The 16,743-nt window shown below is 60.7% G+C and carries 22 protein-coding genes and 1 pseudogene; 8 read left to right on the forward strand and 15 right to left on the reverse strand.

Translation table 11 applies throughout. The features are described from left to right. Positions 1–77: 77 nt before the first annotated feature. The 3 genes and pseudogenes from HGP14_RS06365 (at position 78) to recO (ending at position 2,262) form a co-directional block, all read left to right on the forward strand. Positions 78–830, forward strand: a complete 753-nt coding sequence (locus tag HGP14_RS06365; RefSeq protein ID WP_168829021.1) for a Crp/Fnr family transcriptional regulator — start codon at positions 78–80, stop codon at positions 828–830. A gap of 201 nt (positions 831–1,031) precedes the next feature. Then, positions 1,032–1,439 (forward strand): annotated as a pseudogene (locus HGP14_RS06370) (response regulator); the annotation flags it as partial. 55 nt (positions 1,440–1,494) lie between these two features. Next, the gene (recO, locus tag HGP14_RS06375; RefSeq protein ID WP_168829023.1) at positions 1,495–2,262 is read left to right on the forward strand and encodes a DNA repair protein RecO; all 768 of its coding nucleotides are present in this window, start codon (positions 1,495–1,497) and stop codon (positions 2,260–2,262) included. Here the strand turns inward: recO and HGP14_RS06380 are convergent. Then, positions 2,259–3,113 (reverse strand): MOSC domain-containing protein, encoded by an 855-nt coding sequence (locus HGP14_RS06380; RefSeq protein ID WP_168829024.1) that lies wholly within the window; start codon positions 3,111–3,113, stop codon positions 2,259–2,261. The genes recO and HGP14_RS06380 overlap by 4 nt on opposite strands. Positions 3,114–3,122: 9 nt before the next feature. After that, on the reverse strand, positions 3,123–3,767 hold the full coding sequence (locus tag HGP14_RS06385; RefSeq protein ID WP_168829025.1) for an HD domain-containing protein: 645 nt from the start codon (positions 3,765–3,767) through the stop codon (positions 3,123–3,125). A gap of 332 nt (positions 3,768–4,099) precedes the next feature. Between HGP14_RS06385 and HGP14_RS06390 the strand changes: the two genes are divergently transcribed. Then, positions 4,100–4,423: a hypothetical protein gene (locus HGP14_RS06390; RefSeq protein ID WP_168829026.1), complete on the forward strand. Its 324-nt coding sequence runs from the start codon at positions 4,100–4,102 to the stop codon at positions 4,421–4,423. Between the two features lie 120 nt (positions 4,424–4,543). Then, on the forward strand, positions 4,544–5,059 hold the full coding sequence (locus tag HGP14_RS06395) for a superoxide dismutase family protein (protein WP_168829027.1): 516 nt from the start codon (positions 4,544–4,546) through the stop codon (positions 5,057–5,059). A 29-nt stretch (positions 5,060–5,088) separates the two neighbouring features. Here HGP14_RS06395 and HGP14_RS06400 read toward each other — a convergent pair whose 3' ends face one another. The 9 genes from HGP14_RS06400 to HGP14_RS06440 form a co-directional block, all read right to left on the reverse strand. Continuing rightward, positions 5,089–5,664, reverse strand: coding sequence for a hypothetical protein (locus HGP14_RS06400; protein ID WP_168829028.1), 576 nt, complete (start codon positions 5,662–5,664; stop codon positions 5,089–5,091). A gap of 62 nt (positions 5,665–5,726) precedes the next feature. After that, positions 5,727–6,626, reverse strand: a complete 900-nt coding sequence (locus HGP14_RS06405) for a mechanosensitive ion channel family protein (RefSeq protein ID WP_168829029.1) — start codon at positions 6,624–6,626, stop codon at positions 5,727–5,729. 67 nt (positions 6,627–6,693) lie between these two features. Beyond that, positions 6,694–7,224: a tyrosine phosphatase family protein gene (locus tag HGP14_RS06410; RefSeq protein ID WP_168829030.1), complete on the reverse strand. Its 531-nt coding sequence runs from the start codon at positions 7,222–7,224 to the stop codon at positions 6,694–6,696. After that, the gene (locus HGP14_RS06415) at positions 7,221–7,796 is read right to left on the reverse strand and encodes an HD family hydrolase (RefSeq protein WP_168829602.1); all 576 of its coding nucleotides are present in this window, start codon (positions 7,794–7,796) and stop codon (positions 7,221–7,223) included. Before HGP14_RS06415 ends, HGP14_RS06410 begins: the two co-directional genes overlap by 4 nt. A gap of 26 nt (positions 7,797–7,822) precedes the next feature. Then, entirely contained in the window at positions 7,823–8,662 is an 840-nt protein-coding gene (locus HGP14_RS06420) for a folate-binding protein YgfZ (RefSeq protein WP_168829031.1), read from the reverse strand. Positions 8,663–8,735: 73 nt separating this feature from the next. Next, positions 8,736–9,485: a hypothetical protein gene (locus HGP14_RS06425; RefSeq protein WP_168829032.1), complete on the reverse strand. Its 750-nt coding sequence runs from the start codon at positions 9,483–9,485 to the stop codon at positions 8,736–8,738. A 9-nt stretch (positions 9,486–9,494) separates the two neighbouring features. Beyond that, the gene (locus HGP14_RS06430; RefSeq protein WP_168829033.1) at positions 9,495–9,752 is read right to left on the reverse strand and encodes a hypothetical protein; all 258 of its coding nucleotides are present in this window, start codon (positions 9,750–9,752) and stop codon (positions 9,495–9,497) included. A 100-nt stretch (positions 9,753–9,852) separates the two neighbouring features. Continuing rightward, positions 9,853–10,284, reverse strand: coding sequence for a TIGR02301 family protein (locus HGP14_RS06435; RefSeq protein WP_168829603.1), 432 nt, complete (start codon positions 10,282–10,284; stop codon positions 9,853–9,855). A 61-nt stretch (positions 10,285–10,345) separates the two neighbouring features. After that, positions 10,346–10,762 carry an NUDIX hydrolase gene (locus HGP14_RS06440; protein ID WP_168829034.1) on the reverse strand — a complete coding sequence of 139 codons (417 nt, stop codon included), beginning with the start codon at positions 10,760–10,762 and terminating at the stop codon, positions 10,346–10,348. A gap of 82 nt (positions 10,763–10,844) precedes the next feature. Between HGP14_RS06440 and HGP14_RS06445 the strand changes: the two genes are divergently transcribed. Genes HGP14_RS06445 through HGP14_RS06455 form a run of 3 tightly spaced genes read left to right on the forward strand, consistent with a single transcriptional unit; the run spans position 10,845 to position 12,628 of the window. After that, positions 10,845–11,165 carry a YnfA family protein gene (locus HGP14_RS06445; RefSeq protein ID WP_168829604.1) on the forward strand — a complete coding sequence of 107 codons (321 nt, stop codon included), beginning with the start codon at positions 10,845–10,847 and terminating at the stop codon, positions 11,163–11,165. Positions 11,166–11,208: 43 nt separating this feature from the next. After that, positions 11,209–11,970, forward strand: coding sequence for an SOS response-associated peptidase (locus tag HGP14_RS06450; RefSeq protein ID WP_168829035.1), 762 nt, complete (start codon positions 11,209–11,211; stop codon positions 11,968–11,970). 34 nt (positions 11,971–12,004) lie between these two features. Continuing rightward, the gene (locus HGP14_RS06455) at positions 12,005–12,628 is read left to right on the forward strand and encodes a LysE/ArgO family amino acid transporter (RefSeq protein ID WP_168829036.1); all 624 of its coding nucleotides are present in this window, start codon (positions 12,005–12,007) and stop codon (positions 12,626–12,628) included. A 9-nt stretch (positions 12,629–12,637) separates the two neighbouring features. Here HGP14_RS06455 and HGP14_RS06460 read toward each other — a convergent pair whose 3' ends face one another. The 4 genes from HGP14_RS06460 to HGP14_RS06475 form a co-directional block, all read right to left on the reverse strand. Continuing rightward, complete coding sequence (locus HGP14_RS06460) at positions 12,638–12,781, reverse strand: hypothetical protein (RefSeq protein ID WP_168829037.1); 144 nt, start codon at positions 12,779–12,781, stop codon at positions 12,638–12,640. 166 nt (positions 12,782–12,947) lie between these two features. Further along, positions 12,948–13,793, reverse strand: a complete 846-nt coding sequence (gene pssA / locus HGP14_RS06465; protein WP_168829038.1) for a CDP-diacylglycerol--serine O-phosphatidyltransferase — start codon at positions 13,791–13,793, stop codon at positions 12,948–12,950. Between the two features lie 17 nt (positions 13,794–13,810). Continuing rightward, a complete protein-coding gene (locus HGP14_RS06470) occupies positions 13,811–14,557 on the reverse strand; it encodes a phosphatidylserine decarboxylase (protein WP_281408072.1) in 747 nt (248 codons plus the stop codon). An 88-nt stretch (positions 14,558–14,645) separates the two neighbouring features. Continuing rightward, entirely contained in the window at positions 14,646–16,523 is a 1,878-nt protein-coding gene (locus HGP14_RS06475) for an ABC transporter ATP-binding protein/permease (RefSeq protein WP_168829040.1), read from the reverse strand. Between the last annotated feature and the right edge of the window lie 220 nt (positions 16,524–16,743).

Raw genomic sequence — 16,743 nt, forward strand, 5'->3', positions numbered from 1 at the left:
AACCGCACCGTTTGCATTAGCATGCCAACCGGCGCTACCTTGAGGGAGCGCCGATTTTTGCGAGAGCAAGGGCGGGAATGGCGACGGCAAGAGCAACTCACGCATACAAGACTCCGTGCGAGCTGTGTCCCTTGCGGCCGCTGCCGCATTTCAGGGACTTTACCCGCGACGAGCTGGAGTTCGTTTCGTGGTTCAAGAAGGGTGAGCTCGCTGTAGATGCCGGGGCAACGGTCCTGGTCGAAGGCGCTCACAGCGCACATCTTTACACCGTCCTTGCCGGCTGGGGATTTCGCTACAAGTCACTCGAAGACGGCCGCCGCCAGATCCTGAACTACGTCATGCCCGGCGATCTGATCGGCCTGCAGGGCACGATTGTCGGTGAAATGCAGCATTCCGTCGAAACATTGTCTCCGGTCGTGCTCTGCGTTTTCGAGCGCGACGAGCTGATGACGCTTTATAACAAGCACCCCTCGCTGGCTTTGGATATCACCTGGATCGCGGCACAGGAGGAGCGGATGCTGGACGAGCACCTTTTGAGTATTGGACGGCGCAATGCGTTGGAGCGGGCAGCTTATCTGATCGCCTTCCTTTTCGAGCGCGGCAAACGACTTGATCTTTTCAATGACCGAAAGTTCATTCCGGTTACCCAACAGCATATCGCAGATACGCTGGGTCTTTCGATCGTCCACACAAACAAGACGTTGAAGAAATTGGCGGAACGAAAGCTGATCCGTTGGCAGGAGCGTGGCTGCGAAGTGCTGGACGGCGAGGGATTGAAAGAAGTTGCCGGCTGGGAGGGGCTTGGCGAAACCAAGCGGCCTCTCATATAATATGGCGGAGCCATGTCTTTTTTAAATGCAAACCGTTTGGACAGACAATAAGGTCACTGATGTCACTTTTATCCCGTTTGCTTGCTGTCAACCAAATCGGACGAGCGGCTATTCTGTCCCGGAGGCGGAGCTATGGCCGGGCAACTCAGTTACATGGGCACCAGAGGTAAAGATGCGGGTTAGACAGGGGGCGTGCGCCACAGATGGCGTTCGGCTAGGGGCGTGGAGATCATGAGCGCAAGCCGTGTTCTGGTCCTTGAGGACAATCTCATCATTGCGATGGAAGTCGAAGACATGCTTCGCGTCGTTGGCGTGGAGACGGTCGACATTGCCAACAGCCTCGATCAGGCGATGGATGCAGTCAAAGTGGAGCGCTATGATTTCGCGCTGCTCGACGTCAATCTCGGTGAGGCGATGAGCTTCGGCTTTGCGCGGCATTTGAAGGAAGCCGGCATTCCCTTCGGCTTCGTCAGCGGTTATTCCGACACGCAGGATTTCCCGCCGGATCTTCAGCATGTCCCGCTTCTCGTAAAGCCGTTCGATGAAGGCGCGATGCGGGAATTCCTGAAGAAGCTGCTTCCGACAGCCGAACTCGACCCAGCGTCATGACATAAGAGTTGCCTTGCTTTAGGATCGATTCCTGAGGCTCAAGGTACGTTCGACGATGCAGTGGCAGGATCATGCAATCATTATTGGCGTCAAGCGCCATGGCGAGACCAGCGTCATCGCCGAGGTGATGACGCGTGACCGCGGGCGTCATCTCGGCCTCGTCCGCTCCGGCCGTTCGCGCGCGATGCAACCGGTGCTTCAGCCCGGCAACGAGGTGGATGTGATCTGGCGCGCGCGTCTCCACGAGCATCTCGGGGAATTCCGCATCGAGCCGCTGCAACTGCGGGCTGCCCGGCTGATGGAGACGGCCACGGCCGTCTATGGCGTGCAGGCGATGGGTGCGCTTTTGCGGCTTCTGCCGGAGCGCGACCCGCATCCGCATCTTTACGATGCTCTCGAAGTCATCCTCGATAATCTCCACAATCCCGCCGACGCCGGCGAACTCTTCGTCCGCTTCGAGCTTTCCGTCCTGAACGATCTCGGCTTTGGTCTTGACCTTGCCGAATGCGCCGCAACCGGTGCGAGGACCGATCTTGCCTATGTCTCGCCGAAATCCGGCCGCGCCGTCAGCCGTGCTGCCGGTGCCCCTTGGGCGGACAAGATGTTCGTCCTTCCCGAATTTCTCCTGCCCGAGGGTAACCATGCCGCGGATTTCGATAGTCTGAGCGCGGCCTTTCGCCTGACCGGCTTCTTCCTGCATCGTCACGTCTATGAACCGCGCGGCATCGACACCGCCGCCGCCCGGGACGGATTCATTCAGGCTGCTCTGAAGGCACTTGATCCGTCAGTCAAGGTCATTCCCGCGGCACCCCTCGCAGGTTAGCCCGCGCGCACCTTGAAGGCCCAGCCCTCCGGCCGTTCCTCGAGGACGGTGATAGCGTCGCCGATCGCGATCCGGCCGGTGCTGCGCGGTACAGCGTTCCAGCCGAAAATCGGCCCGGGCACGCGGCGGTCCGCCGACATGCGGATGCGGCCCATGGCCGGCATCGGGTTCGGAACGTCGCGCGATCCGGTCATCTGATCCTGTGTGGTCATGATGCAGCGGGCGCAGGGCTTTACGAGATCGAAGCGGATGCCGCCGATTTCGATCGCCGCCCAGCGGTCCTCCGGCCAGGCTTCATCCGTATCAATGACGATGTTCGGCCGGAAGCGCTCCATGCCGACGCTGCCTTCGCCATTCGCGGCCAGGTTAGCATTGAGCGCCTTCAGCGAGCCGGTCGTGGTCACAAGGATCTGATAGCCATCGGCGAAGGTCACAGGCGTCTCTCCGCCTGCCCACTCGGCATTAGCGATGCGTTGCGCCCGATCGTCGAAGAAGACCAGCTTTACCTCGCGCCCGAGCCACTCGGAAAGCCGCGCATTGCTTTCGTCGTCGGCAACCGCGGCATTTACCAGCGACTTCCAGATGACCACATCCATCCGGCTGTCCGGCTGCGGCAAGCGTACTGCAATATCCGGCTTTCCGGCCATCATCAGCCGGAAAGCGCGGGGCTCCGGCCGGACTTCGATCCGGGCGAGCGCCGGCATTTCGCGCTGCGTGATGAAATGACCGTCAGGATCCGTCACCATCGCCCGCCGGTCGCCGGGCAAGCCGAAGGCGTCGACCGACGAGAAAGGAAGCGCGATGCCGCGGGCGCTCTTGAGCGGATAGATAAAAAGATTGCTGACCCGCATTCCGTTCTCCTAGATCTCGTCCATGAATGCCGCGAGGAAGTCGCGCAGACGTTTGTCGCGTTCGGCGGCAAGTTTGCGCCCCGCCGCCGTCTGAAATCCGTCGGCAAGCTTGAACAGCTTTGTCTGGAAATGGTCAATGACATAGCGCCGATCGTCGAGCGTGCGGTTCTCGGCCGCCGGATCGAATGGATCATAGAGGCCCGAACCCATACGTCCGCCGATATAGAAGCAGCGCGCCGCTCCCATCATGCCGATCGCATCAAGCCGATCGGCATCCTGCAAAATCCTCGCTTCCACCGTTTCCGGCGCGATGTTGGCGGAAAAGCTGTGGGCGGTGATCGCATGCGCCACACTCGCAATCGCATCCGCCGCCCAGCCGAGCGCCTGCAGAATGCCGGACGCCTTCTCCGCCGCGAGCGCCGAAGCCTTGGAGCGCAGCGGCGAGCTTTTTTCGACCGCAACGCAATCATGGAGAAGGACGGCTGCCGCCAGTATCTTGCCGTTGCCGCCTTCGTCTGCATGGATGCGCATCGCGTTTTTGAAGACGCGCAGGATATGCGCCAGATCGTGCGATCCGTCATCGCCTTCGGCGGCATGCGGAACGAGGTCAGCTGCGAGGCTTTCGAAAGGGAAAAAGGCCTTGGCTTCGAACATGCGGATCACCGAACTTTGGAAGAGCTGAGGCTTCCGCATAATGCTTCAAGACCCGAGTCGCAATGAAGCTCTCAGCTCGCTTTCGTCAAAATCTCGGAGCGGGATGTTGAAGGCAACGGCGGCGCCCGAGCCTGCTGACCTGCCCTGCCGGGGCAGTCAAAACGTCGGTGGAGGGCCTCGCTTAAAGACTTTGTCAATCTTGATTAATAGGAAGTTAACAGCTTATTGACCCGACTCGCAAATCGGTCTATCCACCGAGTCAGTTTTGATCGTCCCACATTGTATTGCGTACAAACATCACCGGAAAAAAGAGGCGGTGAAAGGAGGTTTGTATGACGCATATTTCACCTGTTTCAGAAACGTCCTATGCCTATTTGGCAACTCTCTCGCGGTTAGACACCAACGGCGACGGCGTATTGAGTCGCGGAGAGCGCGCAGCTGAAGAAAAGCCCGGTATTCTAAAGCGGCTTAGCGATGATGATACGGCGCGCCAGTCCCGTTCCACGGCCACGAGCGACGTTCTCGCGCTTATGATGAACCTTGGCCAGGTTAGTTCGTCTGATGAGAGCTCCCCGGTTGGGGCGAGTGATCGCGCCTCCGAACTCTACCGTCGGACTTACGGTCAGTACGACCCCGATGTGGGGTACTGGGCCTAATCTAAAGCGATCGAAAAAGTCGGCCCTTCCGCCGACTTTTTTGTTTCTATGGCTTGAAGCAGGAACACCTTTCTCAACAGGGCGTTGAAAAACAACAGTCACAAATGGAAGGAAATCCCGATGGCCAGGATCATGAGAATCGCAGCACTCATTCTTGCCGCTACGGCTTCGACCGCTGTTGCGCAGGACAAGCAGACGGCGACGGCGGACTTCGTCGGTGAGGACGGCAAGGAAAATGGCCGTGCGACGCTGACGGCTGCCGCCAACGGCGGGGTGCTGATCGAACTCGAGGTTTCCGGTCTTCCGGCAAACAGATGGGTGGCTTTCCACGTTCACGAAATCGGCAAATGCGATGCGGCGACGCACCATGACTCTGCCGGCGGCCATTTCAATCCCACGAAAGCCGAGCATGGCGTGCTGAGTGCCAAGGGTCCCCACGCCGGCGACATGCCGAACCAGTATGTAGGCCAGGATGGCATCTTGCGCGCTCAGGTGTTCGACAGCATGGTAACACTCGACGGCAAGGAGGATGGCATTCGCGGCCGCGCGCTGCTGATCCATGCCAATTCGGATGATTATCGCAGCCAGCCGTCCGGCGATGCCGGCGCAAGGCTCGCCTGCGCCGTCATCAAATGAGGTGATCCTGAAGCCGCTAGCCGCCTTCTTCAACTGTAGTAGAAGCGCTCTGCGTACCAGTCCGTGGAAGCCATGGGCTTTTCGCGTGCGACCCAGCGGGCGATATCGCTTTCCTCCAGCAGGCTCGCCGTCACCTGATCTTCCAGTCCGACGAAGATCAGATTGGTATTTTCCCTTAGCCGGGGATCGCTGGTGAAGCCCATCCGGCTGTCGTTTGCGCTGTGAAGCAGGTCCATCCGGATATAAAGGAACTCCGGCTCATAGGTCATCTCGCTTTCCTCGTTGAAGGCGTGGGCGACCTCGATGACCGACTTCTCGGGACCGCTATAGACCGTGATCGCCTCGTTCAGTCCGAAAGTCGCTCCGTAAAGGGTAACGGAGCGGACGGGAATGACGCTGACATCGCCCGTTACCAGGTCCATCTGTTGCCCGGAGAAGCCGATTGCCTGACCATCGAGTGCGCCTCGGAAGAAATAGGAAAAACGGCCGCGCGTCAGATAGATCGCTTGCCACCGGAACCGCACGTATTCATCCGAATGTCCGGTCAACCCTTTCAGGGTGTGCAGGCACTGCAGAAACGTATCGCGATAGTCCGGTAACGGCATCGGTTATCTCCTTGGGAGGTTAACCGATGGAGACTCAAAACGTTCCGCTGCTGGATCACTACCTAGCGGCGGGTTATTCGTTTTGCGGTTGCTCCTTCTTGAGCTGTCATATCGGCGTCGGTCGGCGGCAATCCGGCTTGCTCTGCGTCGCCGGACAAGGGATTGAGATGCCCGGTCTGGTCGATCGCGAGTTTGAGGCGCTTGACCATATCGCGGCTCACGCTCCACCAGTCGCCGGTCTTCGTCCAGTAGCGAAGTGCGAGGCTGATCGTCGTGCCGTCTATGCCGTCGATGAACACCGCCGGGCTCGGCGTTTCGAGAACGCGCTGATCCGCTTTGGCGAAGCCGACCAGTCTTTCCATGGCGACGTCGATATCCTCGTCATAGGCGAGGGCGACTTTCAACTCGTCCCGGCGCGTCGGTTCCCGGCTATAATTGGTAATCGGCGTGTTCCAGAGCGTCGAATTCGGCGCCATGCGGTAGAGCCCGTCGCTGGTCTTCAGTTCCGTGGCGAAGAGGCCGATTTCAAGCACGGTGCCCGAGACAGTGCTCGTTTCGATGCATTCCCCGACAACGAACGGGCGCAGGATAAGCAGCATGATTCCGGCGGCGATGTTCTGCAGCGTTCCCTGCAGTGCCAGGCCAATCGCCAGACCGGCGGCACCGAGAGCAGCGATGATCGAAGCGGTCTGCACGCCGAACTGGCCGAGGACGGTGACAAAAACCAAAATCAGCAGCGCATAGCGCAGCACGTTCGCAAAGAAACGTGCCAGCGTTTGATCGATGCCGCGCACCCGCGAAATGCCTTCGAAGGCCCAGCGGCTCAATAAGCCCGCCAGGATCCAGCCGCCCACCAACAGTATGATCGCCCCGAGGATCGCGAACGAGTATTGGACGGCGAGTGCGCTTGCTTGGCTGAGCGCCGTGCGGGTTGCCACGATGGCGTCTGTTGCCTGTTCCATGCTGTCTGCCGATGCCCCTGTTTGGTCGCGATTTGGTAGGCTCTAGATGGAGCGGGCCGCAGGACCGTCAACCGGCGAGTTCGGCAGCGATCGGAAGCACGAACGGCGCATTGCCGTCGGCATCCGCGCCGCGCCCGATCGCTTTGACGGCTCCCACCAAACGGCCTTTTCTTTGAAGCAGCGCATCGCCGATCTCAACGATACGAGCATTGGGCGTGGCATAGGGCGAGGCGCTGCGCAGGCGTTTCACCAGCGCCGTCTCATCCTGGTCGGGGACGAGTGAAAGAGCGGCGATCAAGGCGGCTGCCGGCGAACGGGAAACGCCCATCCAGCAGTGGATAAGCAGAGGCGAGCGCTGATCCCACGCGGCGGCAAAATCGATCAGCTGGCGCACATGCGTTTCCTCGGGCGCGACGAGATTTCCCGTTCCCTTGAAGGCGATATCGTTCATGTGCAGCAGGAGATGGCGGTCGGCGGCGATCACCGCGGGCCGGTGGAAGGCCTGTTCCTTCGCCATGAGGCTGATCATTTCCCGCGCACCGTTGCGCACAGCCATTTCTGCGATCCGGGAAAGCGGCGAAACGATGATCCGCGTCATGGTTTCGTGCCCTTGCGCATCGTCTCGATCGCTTCGAAGCGCTCGCTGTAGAGCCGTTGCGCCTCAAGCGCCGGCAGCGGATCGATCATCAGCATGTCCTTGCTGATGCCGCGCGGCTGGCCGAAGAACTTCTGCGCTTCAGCAGGCGTGAACCCGGCAAGGCAGGTCGCCTCGAAATAGGCCGCGATCGTGTCAGCCTTCTTGATGTTGTCCTTGAGCTCCCGCGATGGATGCGGCTGAAGGCCGAAACGCAGGTGGATTGCGGCCTCGAGCCGCTTCTCGACGGTCTTGTAGCCGCCACCGACGACCGCTTTGAAAGGCGAGATCATATCGCCGATCACGTATTCGGGCGCATCGTGCAGCAGAGCCATCATGCAATCATCCGGGGTTGCGTCGTTGAAGCGCCGGAAGATCTCCTCGACGACGATACAATGCTGGGCAACGGAAAAGGCGTGGTTCCCGGACGTCTGGCCATTCCAGCGTGCGACACGCGCGAGCCCATGGGCGATATCGCTGAGTTCCACGTCGAGCGGTGAGGGGTCGAGCAGATCCAGGCGCCGGCCGGAAATCATGCGCTGCCATGCACGCGGCGCCTTTGTCACGCGCTCGCCTCGTCGGCCCCGGCCGGGAAGGCGAGGCCGGACCAGGGCGGCAGCGCCAGAGAAACGGGGGTTTCACCTGCCAGCAGCGGCGTGCCGGTTGCGAGGGCCTCTCCCACGCGATCGATACGGACGATCGCCAGGCCCTTGTTGCCGACGACGGAGCCCAAAGCGCCGACCGGCTTTCCGGCAGCGGTGATTTCGGTTCCCGAGGCCGGAAGGTCGGTGTCCGCTTTGACGGATACGACACGCCGGCGCGCCGTGCCGCGATGCTGCATGCGGGAAACCACTTCCTGGCCGACATAGCATCCCTTCTTGAAGGAAAGCCCGCCGTTCAGATCCATCAGCACGTCATGCGGAAATGCGTCCTGCAGCGCGAAATCCGCGCCGGAGGTGACGACGCCGTGCTCGGCGCGTAGAGCATCGTAGAGCGTTGCATTCGCCGAACCCTGATTGCCGCTGCGGCGTAGAAGAGTCACCCCGGCTTTCGCAAAGCGGGTGTCGGTCACGCCTTCGGCAGCGTCCTCGCCCCAGGAGACCGTAACGCCTTGCTCTTCGACCGGCGCAAGAAGAACGGCAGCGCGAAGCTTGTACATGGTCAGCCGCTTCAACAGCGCATCCCGTTGCCCGGCATCGGTTTCGATAAGGAAATCAGCACCATCGCGCCAGATAATGAAGTCAAACAGGATCTTGCCCTGCGGCGTCAGCAGCGCGCCGGGCCGCGCTTCATTGCCGGCAAGGGAGACAATATCCGTCGTGATGAGATTCTGCAGGAAGGATTCGGCATCAGTCCCGCTGACGCGGATGAGCGCGCGATCGTTCAGAAATACGGCTGGCATGGCGAAAACCTGTCGCGTTCGTTTATCGCTCAGAAGTAAGTCTTCGGTGCGCCCGCTGCAAGCGGTAGTGAGCCTAGTCTCCGGCCGTGAAAAACTTCCACTTGCCGTCCGGCGTGATACCGAGACGATAGAAGTTGTAGCCACCGAATTCCTGCATGTCGGAGAGGTCGCCCGCGGTAACGATGCGCAGCAGCTCGACGCGCTCCGGCGGCGTCAACGCCTTCAGGTCCTTCTCGGCAAAATAGGGCCAGACATACATTTCTTCCGGAGTGCCTGCGCCCACATGCACGAAGCCGGTCGAGATTATGTCGAGCATGATCGCGAGAATCTCGTCGCCCTCAGGATCGCCGGAAAGGTCTTTGAGCGCCCCGATCGGATCGTCTGTCGGCTCACCCACCGTCACTTGCGTCTGGTCAGCACCGGTGCCCATGAGCGGCCGCAGGCGTTCCAAGTCACCGGATGCTGCCGCTTCCACGATCTGCTCGCGCATGCGGCGCACCGGCTCCGGTGCCTTGCTGATGTCGTAGATAACTTCAACCGGCTTGGAATCGTCGCTCGCGCCCGGCGTCTTGTCGGCGCTTTGGCCGCTATCCTGGCTCACAAGCGGATCCGGCATGGGGACGCCAGGTGAAGTTCCAGGCGGCGTCTGGGTCTGCTGGGCATTCTGCTGGTCGGTCGCCTGCGGATCGGGCTGGCCCGGAATCTTTTGCAGTTCCGAAAGTGCATTTGCCGAAGGAGCCGCCAGAACACTGGCGCCGAGGCAAACAGCGAGCAGAAGCGGCGCGATCGAACGTCGCGAGACGGTTTCCTTAGCGGTGTGCATAAAAACCCCTTATTGCAGGGTGCGCTTCGGAGAAAATTCGCCGCCGAGCATACGCTCGCGCAGTGAATCGAGCAGTTCTTCCGCGCCCTTCTCGCCGTGACGGCGGATGGTTTCGCGAAGCGCCTGGACGATTGCGGTATCGGCGATAATTTCAGGCTCGATACCATCAGCCATGCCATCGGCCCAGGCTTCGTTGTGGTATTCCAGAGCCGCCTGCATCTTTTCGTGGACGATCATGTCGTCGATGTCATTGAGGCTTGGTTCCATCATCTCTTCCTCAAACTGCCTGCCTTACTGTCTGGTTAAGAACTTTATCAGCCTTTTCCCGAAACGACACGCCCGCGAGTGAAAACAGGTTAATTTAACGTCAATTTCCAAAGCGCGAGGTAATTTCTGTGGCGAGTGTTGCACCTTCGTTACGGTAGCGCTCTTCTGCCACGATGGCTGATTGAGTGCAATCGGTATAGACGGAAGCAAAAGCACGGTAGCCACGGTTGAACGCGGCCGTCAGTCTTTCCTTCCGCTGCGGCTCGTCCTTCGTCTCCGAATCCAGGAGCCGCTGCATGTCGTTCCGCCATTCTCCGCTGCCCTGCGCCTTGCAGAGCGTGCGCAGGTAGTGAACAGAACCGATCACCTCCGCCAGCCGAGACAGTTTGTCGTCGTACGGCACCACGGCGGGTGCTACTGGTACGGGTTCGGGTGCCACCGGCGGCTTCTTGTCCTGCGCCCATGCGGAAGCCGTCATTGCGGAGCCGGCACATACGGCAAGAGACAAGAAAACGCGTCGAACGGGAATCATGAAGATAGTTTGATACTGTCGCCATGGCCGGAACAAGGCGGGCTCGCGAATTTCCACCGCGTTATTCTCGGCTCGATAGCCGCTCTGCACATTCAAGCACCGATTGGGGCACCGGCAGACGGCGGATCTCCTCAACGGTGTACCAGCCGAGTGCGGCTGCATCGTCTGAAGCGACGGCCACGGATCCCCGGTCAGCCTCCACTGTGAAGACCGAGAGGAAGAAATGACTGCTGGTGCTGCCGTCTGCGGCGTGGGTCTTCAGGTCGTAGGTGGCAAAGAGCTGGGGATTGACGGCGCGGATGCCGGTCTCCTCCTCGAATTCGCGCAGCGCCGTCTGATCCGGCGTCTCGCCATCCTCGGCCCGGCCGCCGGGAAAGGCGTACATGTCGGCCGACGGCGGATTGCGGCGAAGCACGAGAAGGAAGCAGCCGTCGCGCTCGAGGATCGCCGAAGATGCTGCTCTTGGATTCGAAGTCATGATATGCCGTTTCTGCACTCAGCCGAGGATTGCCGTATTCTCGTCTTGAATATTCATTCGCCGAATCGAAGGGAAGGGCGCTCTGACATACATCATTTATGCTCTTGCAGCGGTTTTCGAAATTGCCGGCTGCTTCGCTTTCTGGGCATGGCTGCGGATGGGCAAGCCGATCTGGTGGTTTGCGCCCGGCATGGTTTCGCTTGCGCTTTTCGCCTGGCTGTTGACGCTGGTGCCGAGCGAGGCGGCCGGGCGCATCTTCGCAGCCTATGGCGGCATTTATATCGTTGCGTCGCTTCTGTGGCTCTGGCTGGCGGAAAACCGGACACCGGACCGCTGGGATATCGGCGGCGCAACCGTCTGCCTTGCGGGAACGGCGATCATCCTCTTCGGGCCGCGCAGCTGACCCAAGCCTTGACCACCGCGAAACAGGGTGCAAAGACAAACCGATGTGCGGACGCTATGCCTTGACGCTAACCCCGGAAGAGCTGAAGGAACTGCTTGGGCTGTTGGAGCTCGAGGACTTTCCCGCGCGCTATAATATTGCTCCGACGCAGCCGATTCTCGTCGTCGTTTCCGGCGAATCCCAGGAGAAGGGCAGCAATCTGCCGGATCGCCGTGCCGTGCTGGTGCGTTGGGGTTTCACGCCCTCCTGGGTGAAGGATCCGAAGGAGTTTCCGCTGCTGATCAACGCGCGGGCCGAAACCGCTGTCGGCAAGGCATCCTTCCGCGCCGCCATGCGCCATCGGCGGGTGCTCGTCCCGGCCTCCGGCTTTTACGAGTGGCACCGCCCGTCGAAGGAAAGAGGCGAGAGCTCGCAGGCCTACTGGATCAAGCCCCGGCGTGGCGGCGTGGTTGCCTTCGCCGGACTGATGGAAACCTGGTCTTCGGCCGACGGTTCGGAGGTCGATACGGGCGCGATCCTCACCACGGCGGCGAACGCTTCCATCGCGCCGATCCACGATCGCATGCCGGTCGTCATCAAGCCTGAGGATTTCTCCCGCTGGCTCGACTGCAAAACGCAGGAGCCGCGCGATGTCGCCGACCTGATGAAGCCTGCCGAGGAGGATTTCTTCGAAGCGATCCCCGTCTCCGACAAGGTCAACAAGGTTGCCAACATGGGGGCGGATCTGCAGATGCCGGTCGTCATCGAGAAGCCGCCGAAACCGCCCGGCAGAAAGCCCGGCGACGGCCAGCTCAGCCTCTTCTGAAACCTCCACACCATCAAGCACTCCCGGAAAATTTATGTTCTCTTTCTCCGCTGCCCTCTCGGGCTTCTCTCTTGGCGCATCCCTCATCGTTGCCATCGGCGCGCAGAATGCCTTCGTGCTGCGCCGGGGGTTGCTGCGCTCGCATGTCTTCGTCATCTGCCTGATCTGTGCTCTGTCGGACGTACTGCTGATCGTCGCCGGTGTCGGCGGTCTTGGAACTTTGGTGTCGCAGTCGCCGCTGCTGATTTCGGTCGTCACGCTGGGCGGCGCGATTTTTCTCGGCGCATATGCCGTGATGGCCTTCCGCCGCTCGCTCCATCCAGGTGCCATGAAGGCGGGCACGCCCGAAGGACTGGGACTGAAAGCGGCGATCGCAACCTGCCTTGCTTTCACCTTCCTCAACCCGCACGTCTATCTGGATACGGTCCTGCTACTTGGCAGCCTGTCAGCCGCCTATCACGGGCCGGATCGGATCGCCTATGGAGCAGGCGCTGCGATCGCCTCGTTCGTGTGGTTTTTCGGGCTGGGATACGGTGCGCGGCTGCTGCAGCCGGTCTTCGCAAAACCCGCCGCATGGCGGGTCCTGGATGTCATTATCGGGATCGTCATGAGCCCGCTGGCAATCAGTCTGCTCGTCCGCTTTTTCAAGCCCGCTTAGGATGAGAACCTAGGCAGTCTTTTTGACGAGGGGTGGCTTGCTCTTCAACATCAGCGCAGCTGCCAGCACGGCCCTCAGGCCGAGCGGCCGGTAATTTGCAGTGAGATCCGGTTTGTGCGTTTGTTCCACCGGGCCAGTCTTAATCGAGGTCACGATACTCTCCTTACGTGCTACTCCAGACTCTTACCCTTCGCTCTTTCGCCTCCAACAGCGACAAAATCGAGGCATGGCCAATCAGGAATTGTGTCCGCCGACCACATTGCGCGAGGTTTGACGCCAACGCCTCGCGTTCGTGATCACTTACCGAGAGCGTAGTGGATTAGATGTGGCGGCCGATATCGTCGTCGCCAACGCCCGGCTCTTCGATCGTGAGCGTTCCGTATTTCTGCTTCCACTTGCGTGCTCCGAAGGGGAGGGAGAGCAGATAGACGACGACCGTGAACACCATGACTTCCCAGGTGAAGCTCATCAGCAGAGCGACATAGAGCACCACTCCGAGCATCATCGGCAGCACCAGATCACGCCGCAGCCGGTTGCCTTCCGACTTGCCGGACCAGACGGGCAGGCGGCTGATGAGCAGGAAGGCGATGAGAACGGTATAGGCGGACGAGATATAGGCGAAGGTGCGGTCCGTCGTGAGACCGAGGAAGCCGAGATAGACGGGCAGGAGCACCAGCATGGCGCCGGCAGGCGCGGGGACGCCGACGAAATATTCGGACTGCCAGGGCGCCCGGTTTTCCCGCTCGGCCATGACGTTGAAGCGGGCGAGGCGCAGGCCTGCGGCGATCGCATAGATCAGCGCAGCGATCCAGCCGATGGAACGCGCCCCGTCCAGGGCGAAAACATAGACCACGAGAGCGGGGGCGACGCCGAAATTGACGATGTCGGCCAAGGAATCCATCTGCGCGCCGAACTTGGAGGTCGCCTTCATCAGTCGCGCCACACGCCCGTCGATCCCGTCGAGAAAGGCGGCGATCAGCACCATGATCACCGCCAGTTCGTAGCGATTCTCGAAGGCGAGCCGGATACCGGTGAGGCCGGCGCAGATTGCCAGGATGGTGATGAGATTGGGAACCACAAGGCGCAGCGGGATCTCACGTAGCCGCGGGCCGCGCGCCGAGTCGTTCGGGCCGTTCGGTTCGAAGGGCGGGAAAGGCGTTTGCATATCGCGCTCCATTCGTTTTAGCTGCGGCGGCTGATGACCGGTCCCTTGGGATAGCCGAATTCGGCCAACACGGTTTCGCCGGCTATCGCTGTCTGACCCACAGCAACGCGCGCCACGGCACCGGCCGGGAGGAATACGTCAACCCGCGAGCCGAAGCGGATCAGACCGAAGCGCTCACCGGCATCCAGCGGCTCGTTCGTGTTTGCCCAGCAGAGAATGCGGCGAGCGACGAGGCCTGCGATCTGCACGACGCCGATCTGGCCGTGGCTTGTTTCGATCACGAGGCCGTTGCGCTCGTTGTCTTCGCTCGCCTTGTCGAGTTCGGCATTCACGAAGCTGCCCGACCGGTAGTTGATGCTGACCACGCGGCCACGCATCGGCGCGCGGTTCACGTGGCAGTTGAACACGTTCATGAAGACGGAGATGCGAAGCATCGGCTCGTGGCCGAGGCTCAGCTCGGCAGGCGGCGTCACCATCTGGACCGAGGAGACCTTGCCATCGGCCGGCGAGATCACGAGATCGTCGTCCTGCGGCGTCATGCGCTCGGGATCGCGGAAGAAATAGGCGCACCAGACCGTTAGAACGAGGCCGATCCAGAAGAGCGGCTCGTAGATCCAGCCAAGGATCAGCGAGGCTACGAAGAAGGCAGCGACGAACACATAGCCTTCCTTGTGCACCGGAACGATCGTATTTCGAACGGTATTGAGCAAGCTCATAGACGCTGGTCTCCTCGCGCTTTTCGTTCCGGTTACAGAAAAAGTCATGCGGGGGCAATGCCACCGCGTCCGGCTTGGCCTTCATGATGCGTGGTTCTAAACAACAAAACGGCAGAGCGACGGTTTGGTTCGCGTGCTACGTTGCCGGAGCAAGGCGAGAAACGACGCCCATGTCGTCGCTTTCGCGCACCTGCTTCAGATGTTCTTCAGCCTGTGTCGCTTCGCGCTGGCGGTTCCACATTGAGGCGTAGAGGCCGTTCTTTTCCAGCAGAGCCGTATGCGTACCGCGCTCGGCGATCTCGCCGCTCTTCAGGACGATGATCTCGTCTGCGCCGATGACGGTCGACAGGCGGTGAGCGATGACAAGCGTCGTGCGGTTCTTCGAAACGACGTCGAGTGCGGCCTGTATCTCCCGCTCCGTCGTCGTGTCGAGCGCCGACGTCGCCTCGTCGAGGATCAGGATCGGCGGAGCCTTCAGGATGGTGCGGGCGATTGCGACGCGCTGTTTCTCGCCGCCCGAAAGCTTCAATCCGCGCTCGCCGACCTTGGTTTCGAAGCCCTCCGGCATTAGATCGATGAAATGCGCGATCTGCGCAATTTCCGCGGCCGTCTTCACTTCGGCATCGCTGGCCGAGGGGCGGCCATAGCGGATGTTATAGGCGACGGTATCGTTGAAAAGGACGGTATCCTGCGGAACCATGCCGATCACCGTGCGAAGACTTTTCTGGGTGACGCGGCGGATATCCTGGCCATCTACGGTGATTGCGCCGCTCTGGATGTCGTAGAAACGGTAGAGCAGTCGGGAAAGCGTCGATTTGCCGGCGCCGGACGGACCGACGACCGCGACCGTCTTGCCGGCCGGCACTTCGAACGAAATGCCCTTGAGGATCGGACGGGCGGGATCATAGGAGAAATGCACGTCCTTGAAGCTGATCGCGCCCTGGCCGATCTTGAGGGGGGTCGCATCCGGCGCATCCGTCACTTCGGCCTTCACGTCGAGCAGGTCGAACATGTGCTCGATATCCGTGATGCCCTGGCGGATTTCGCGGTAGACGAAGCCGATGAAATTCAGCGGCACGGCAAGCTGAAGCAGCATGGAGTTGACGAAAACGAAGTCGCCGATGGTCTGCTCGCCGCGCTGCACGGCGAAGGCCGAGAGCACGAGCATGACCGTCGTGCCGAGGCCGAAGATGACGCCCTGACCGAAGTTCAGCCAGCCGAGCGAGGTCCAGACTTCGGTTGCCGCCTTTTCATAGCGCTCCATCGATTTGTCGAAGCGCTTGGCCTCCATCTCTTCGTTGCCGAAGTATTTCACGGTTTCGAAGTTCAGGAGAGAATCGATCGCCTTGGTATTGGCGTCGGTATCGCTGTCGTTCATCGCCCGGCGGATGGCGATGCGCCAATCGGATGCGCGGACCGTGAACCAGATATAGGCCCAGACGGTGAACGCGGTGACGGCTAGATAGGAGAAGCCGTAGCCCAACCAGAAGATAACGGCCGTCAGCAGGAATTCGATGACGGTCGGCACCGAGTTCAGGATTGTGAAACGCACGATCGTCTCGATGCCCTTGGTGCCGCGCTCGATGATGCGCGACAGCCCGCCGGTCTTGCGCTCCAGATGGAAGCGCAGCGACAGCTCGTGCATATGCACAAAGGTCCGGTATGCAAGCTGGCGGACGGCATACTGTCCGACGCTGGCAAAGAGCGCGTCGCGCAGCTGGTTCAGTCCGAGCTGGATCAGGCGCGTGAGGTTATAGGCGATAACCAGCGCGGTGGCGCCGGCGAGAAGCGGCGGCAGGGTTCCGGAAAGATCCATCCTGCCATTCAGGGCATCGGTCGACCATTTGAAGAAATAGGGGACAAGCAGCAAAACGAATTTGGAGACCAGCAGGTAAACCGACGCCCAGACGACGCGCATCTTCAGATCCGGCCGGCCGGCCGGCCACATGTAGGGCCAAAGATTGAGGAGCGTGCGGAGGAGTTTGGAGTCCGAGACTGTCTTGCCGTTTGCCATGTCTATCTCCAGCCCGGTTGGGCCTGCCCGCGAAAGCGGCGTTTCAGTACGGCAAACGTGCAAAAAGCGGAGATGCCCGATTGAGCCTCCGCAGACAGGATCGCCGTCCCCGCCACATAGGCCAAGGGGCGGACGAATACAATGCTAAGGTCGGGCGTCAGCGCGTTTCCCTTCTCCCCGGCGGGGAGAAGGGAGCGGCAGACGGATGATGGCTGGTCTC

The sequence above is a fragment of the Rhizobium sp. P32RR-XVIII genome, from assembly GCF_012641395.1.
Lineage (GTDB): Bacteria > Pseudomonadota > Alphaproteobacteria > Rhizobiales > Rhizobiaceae > Rhizobium.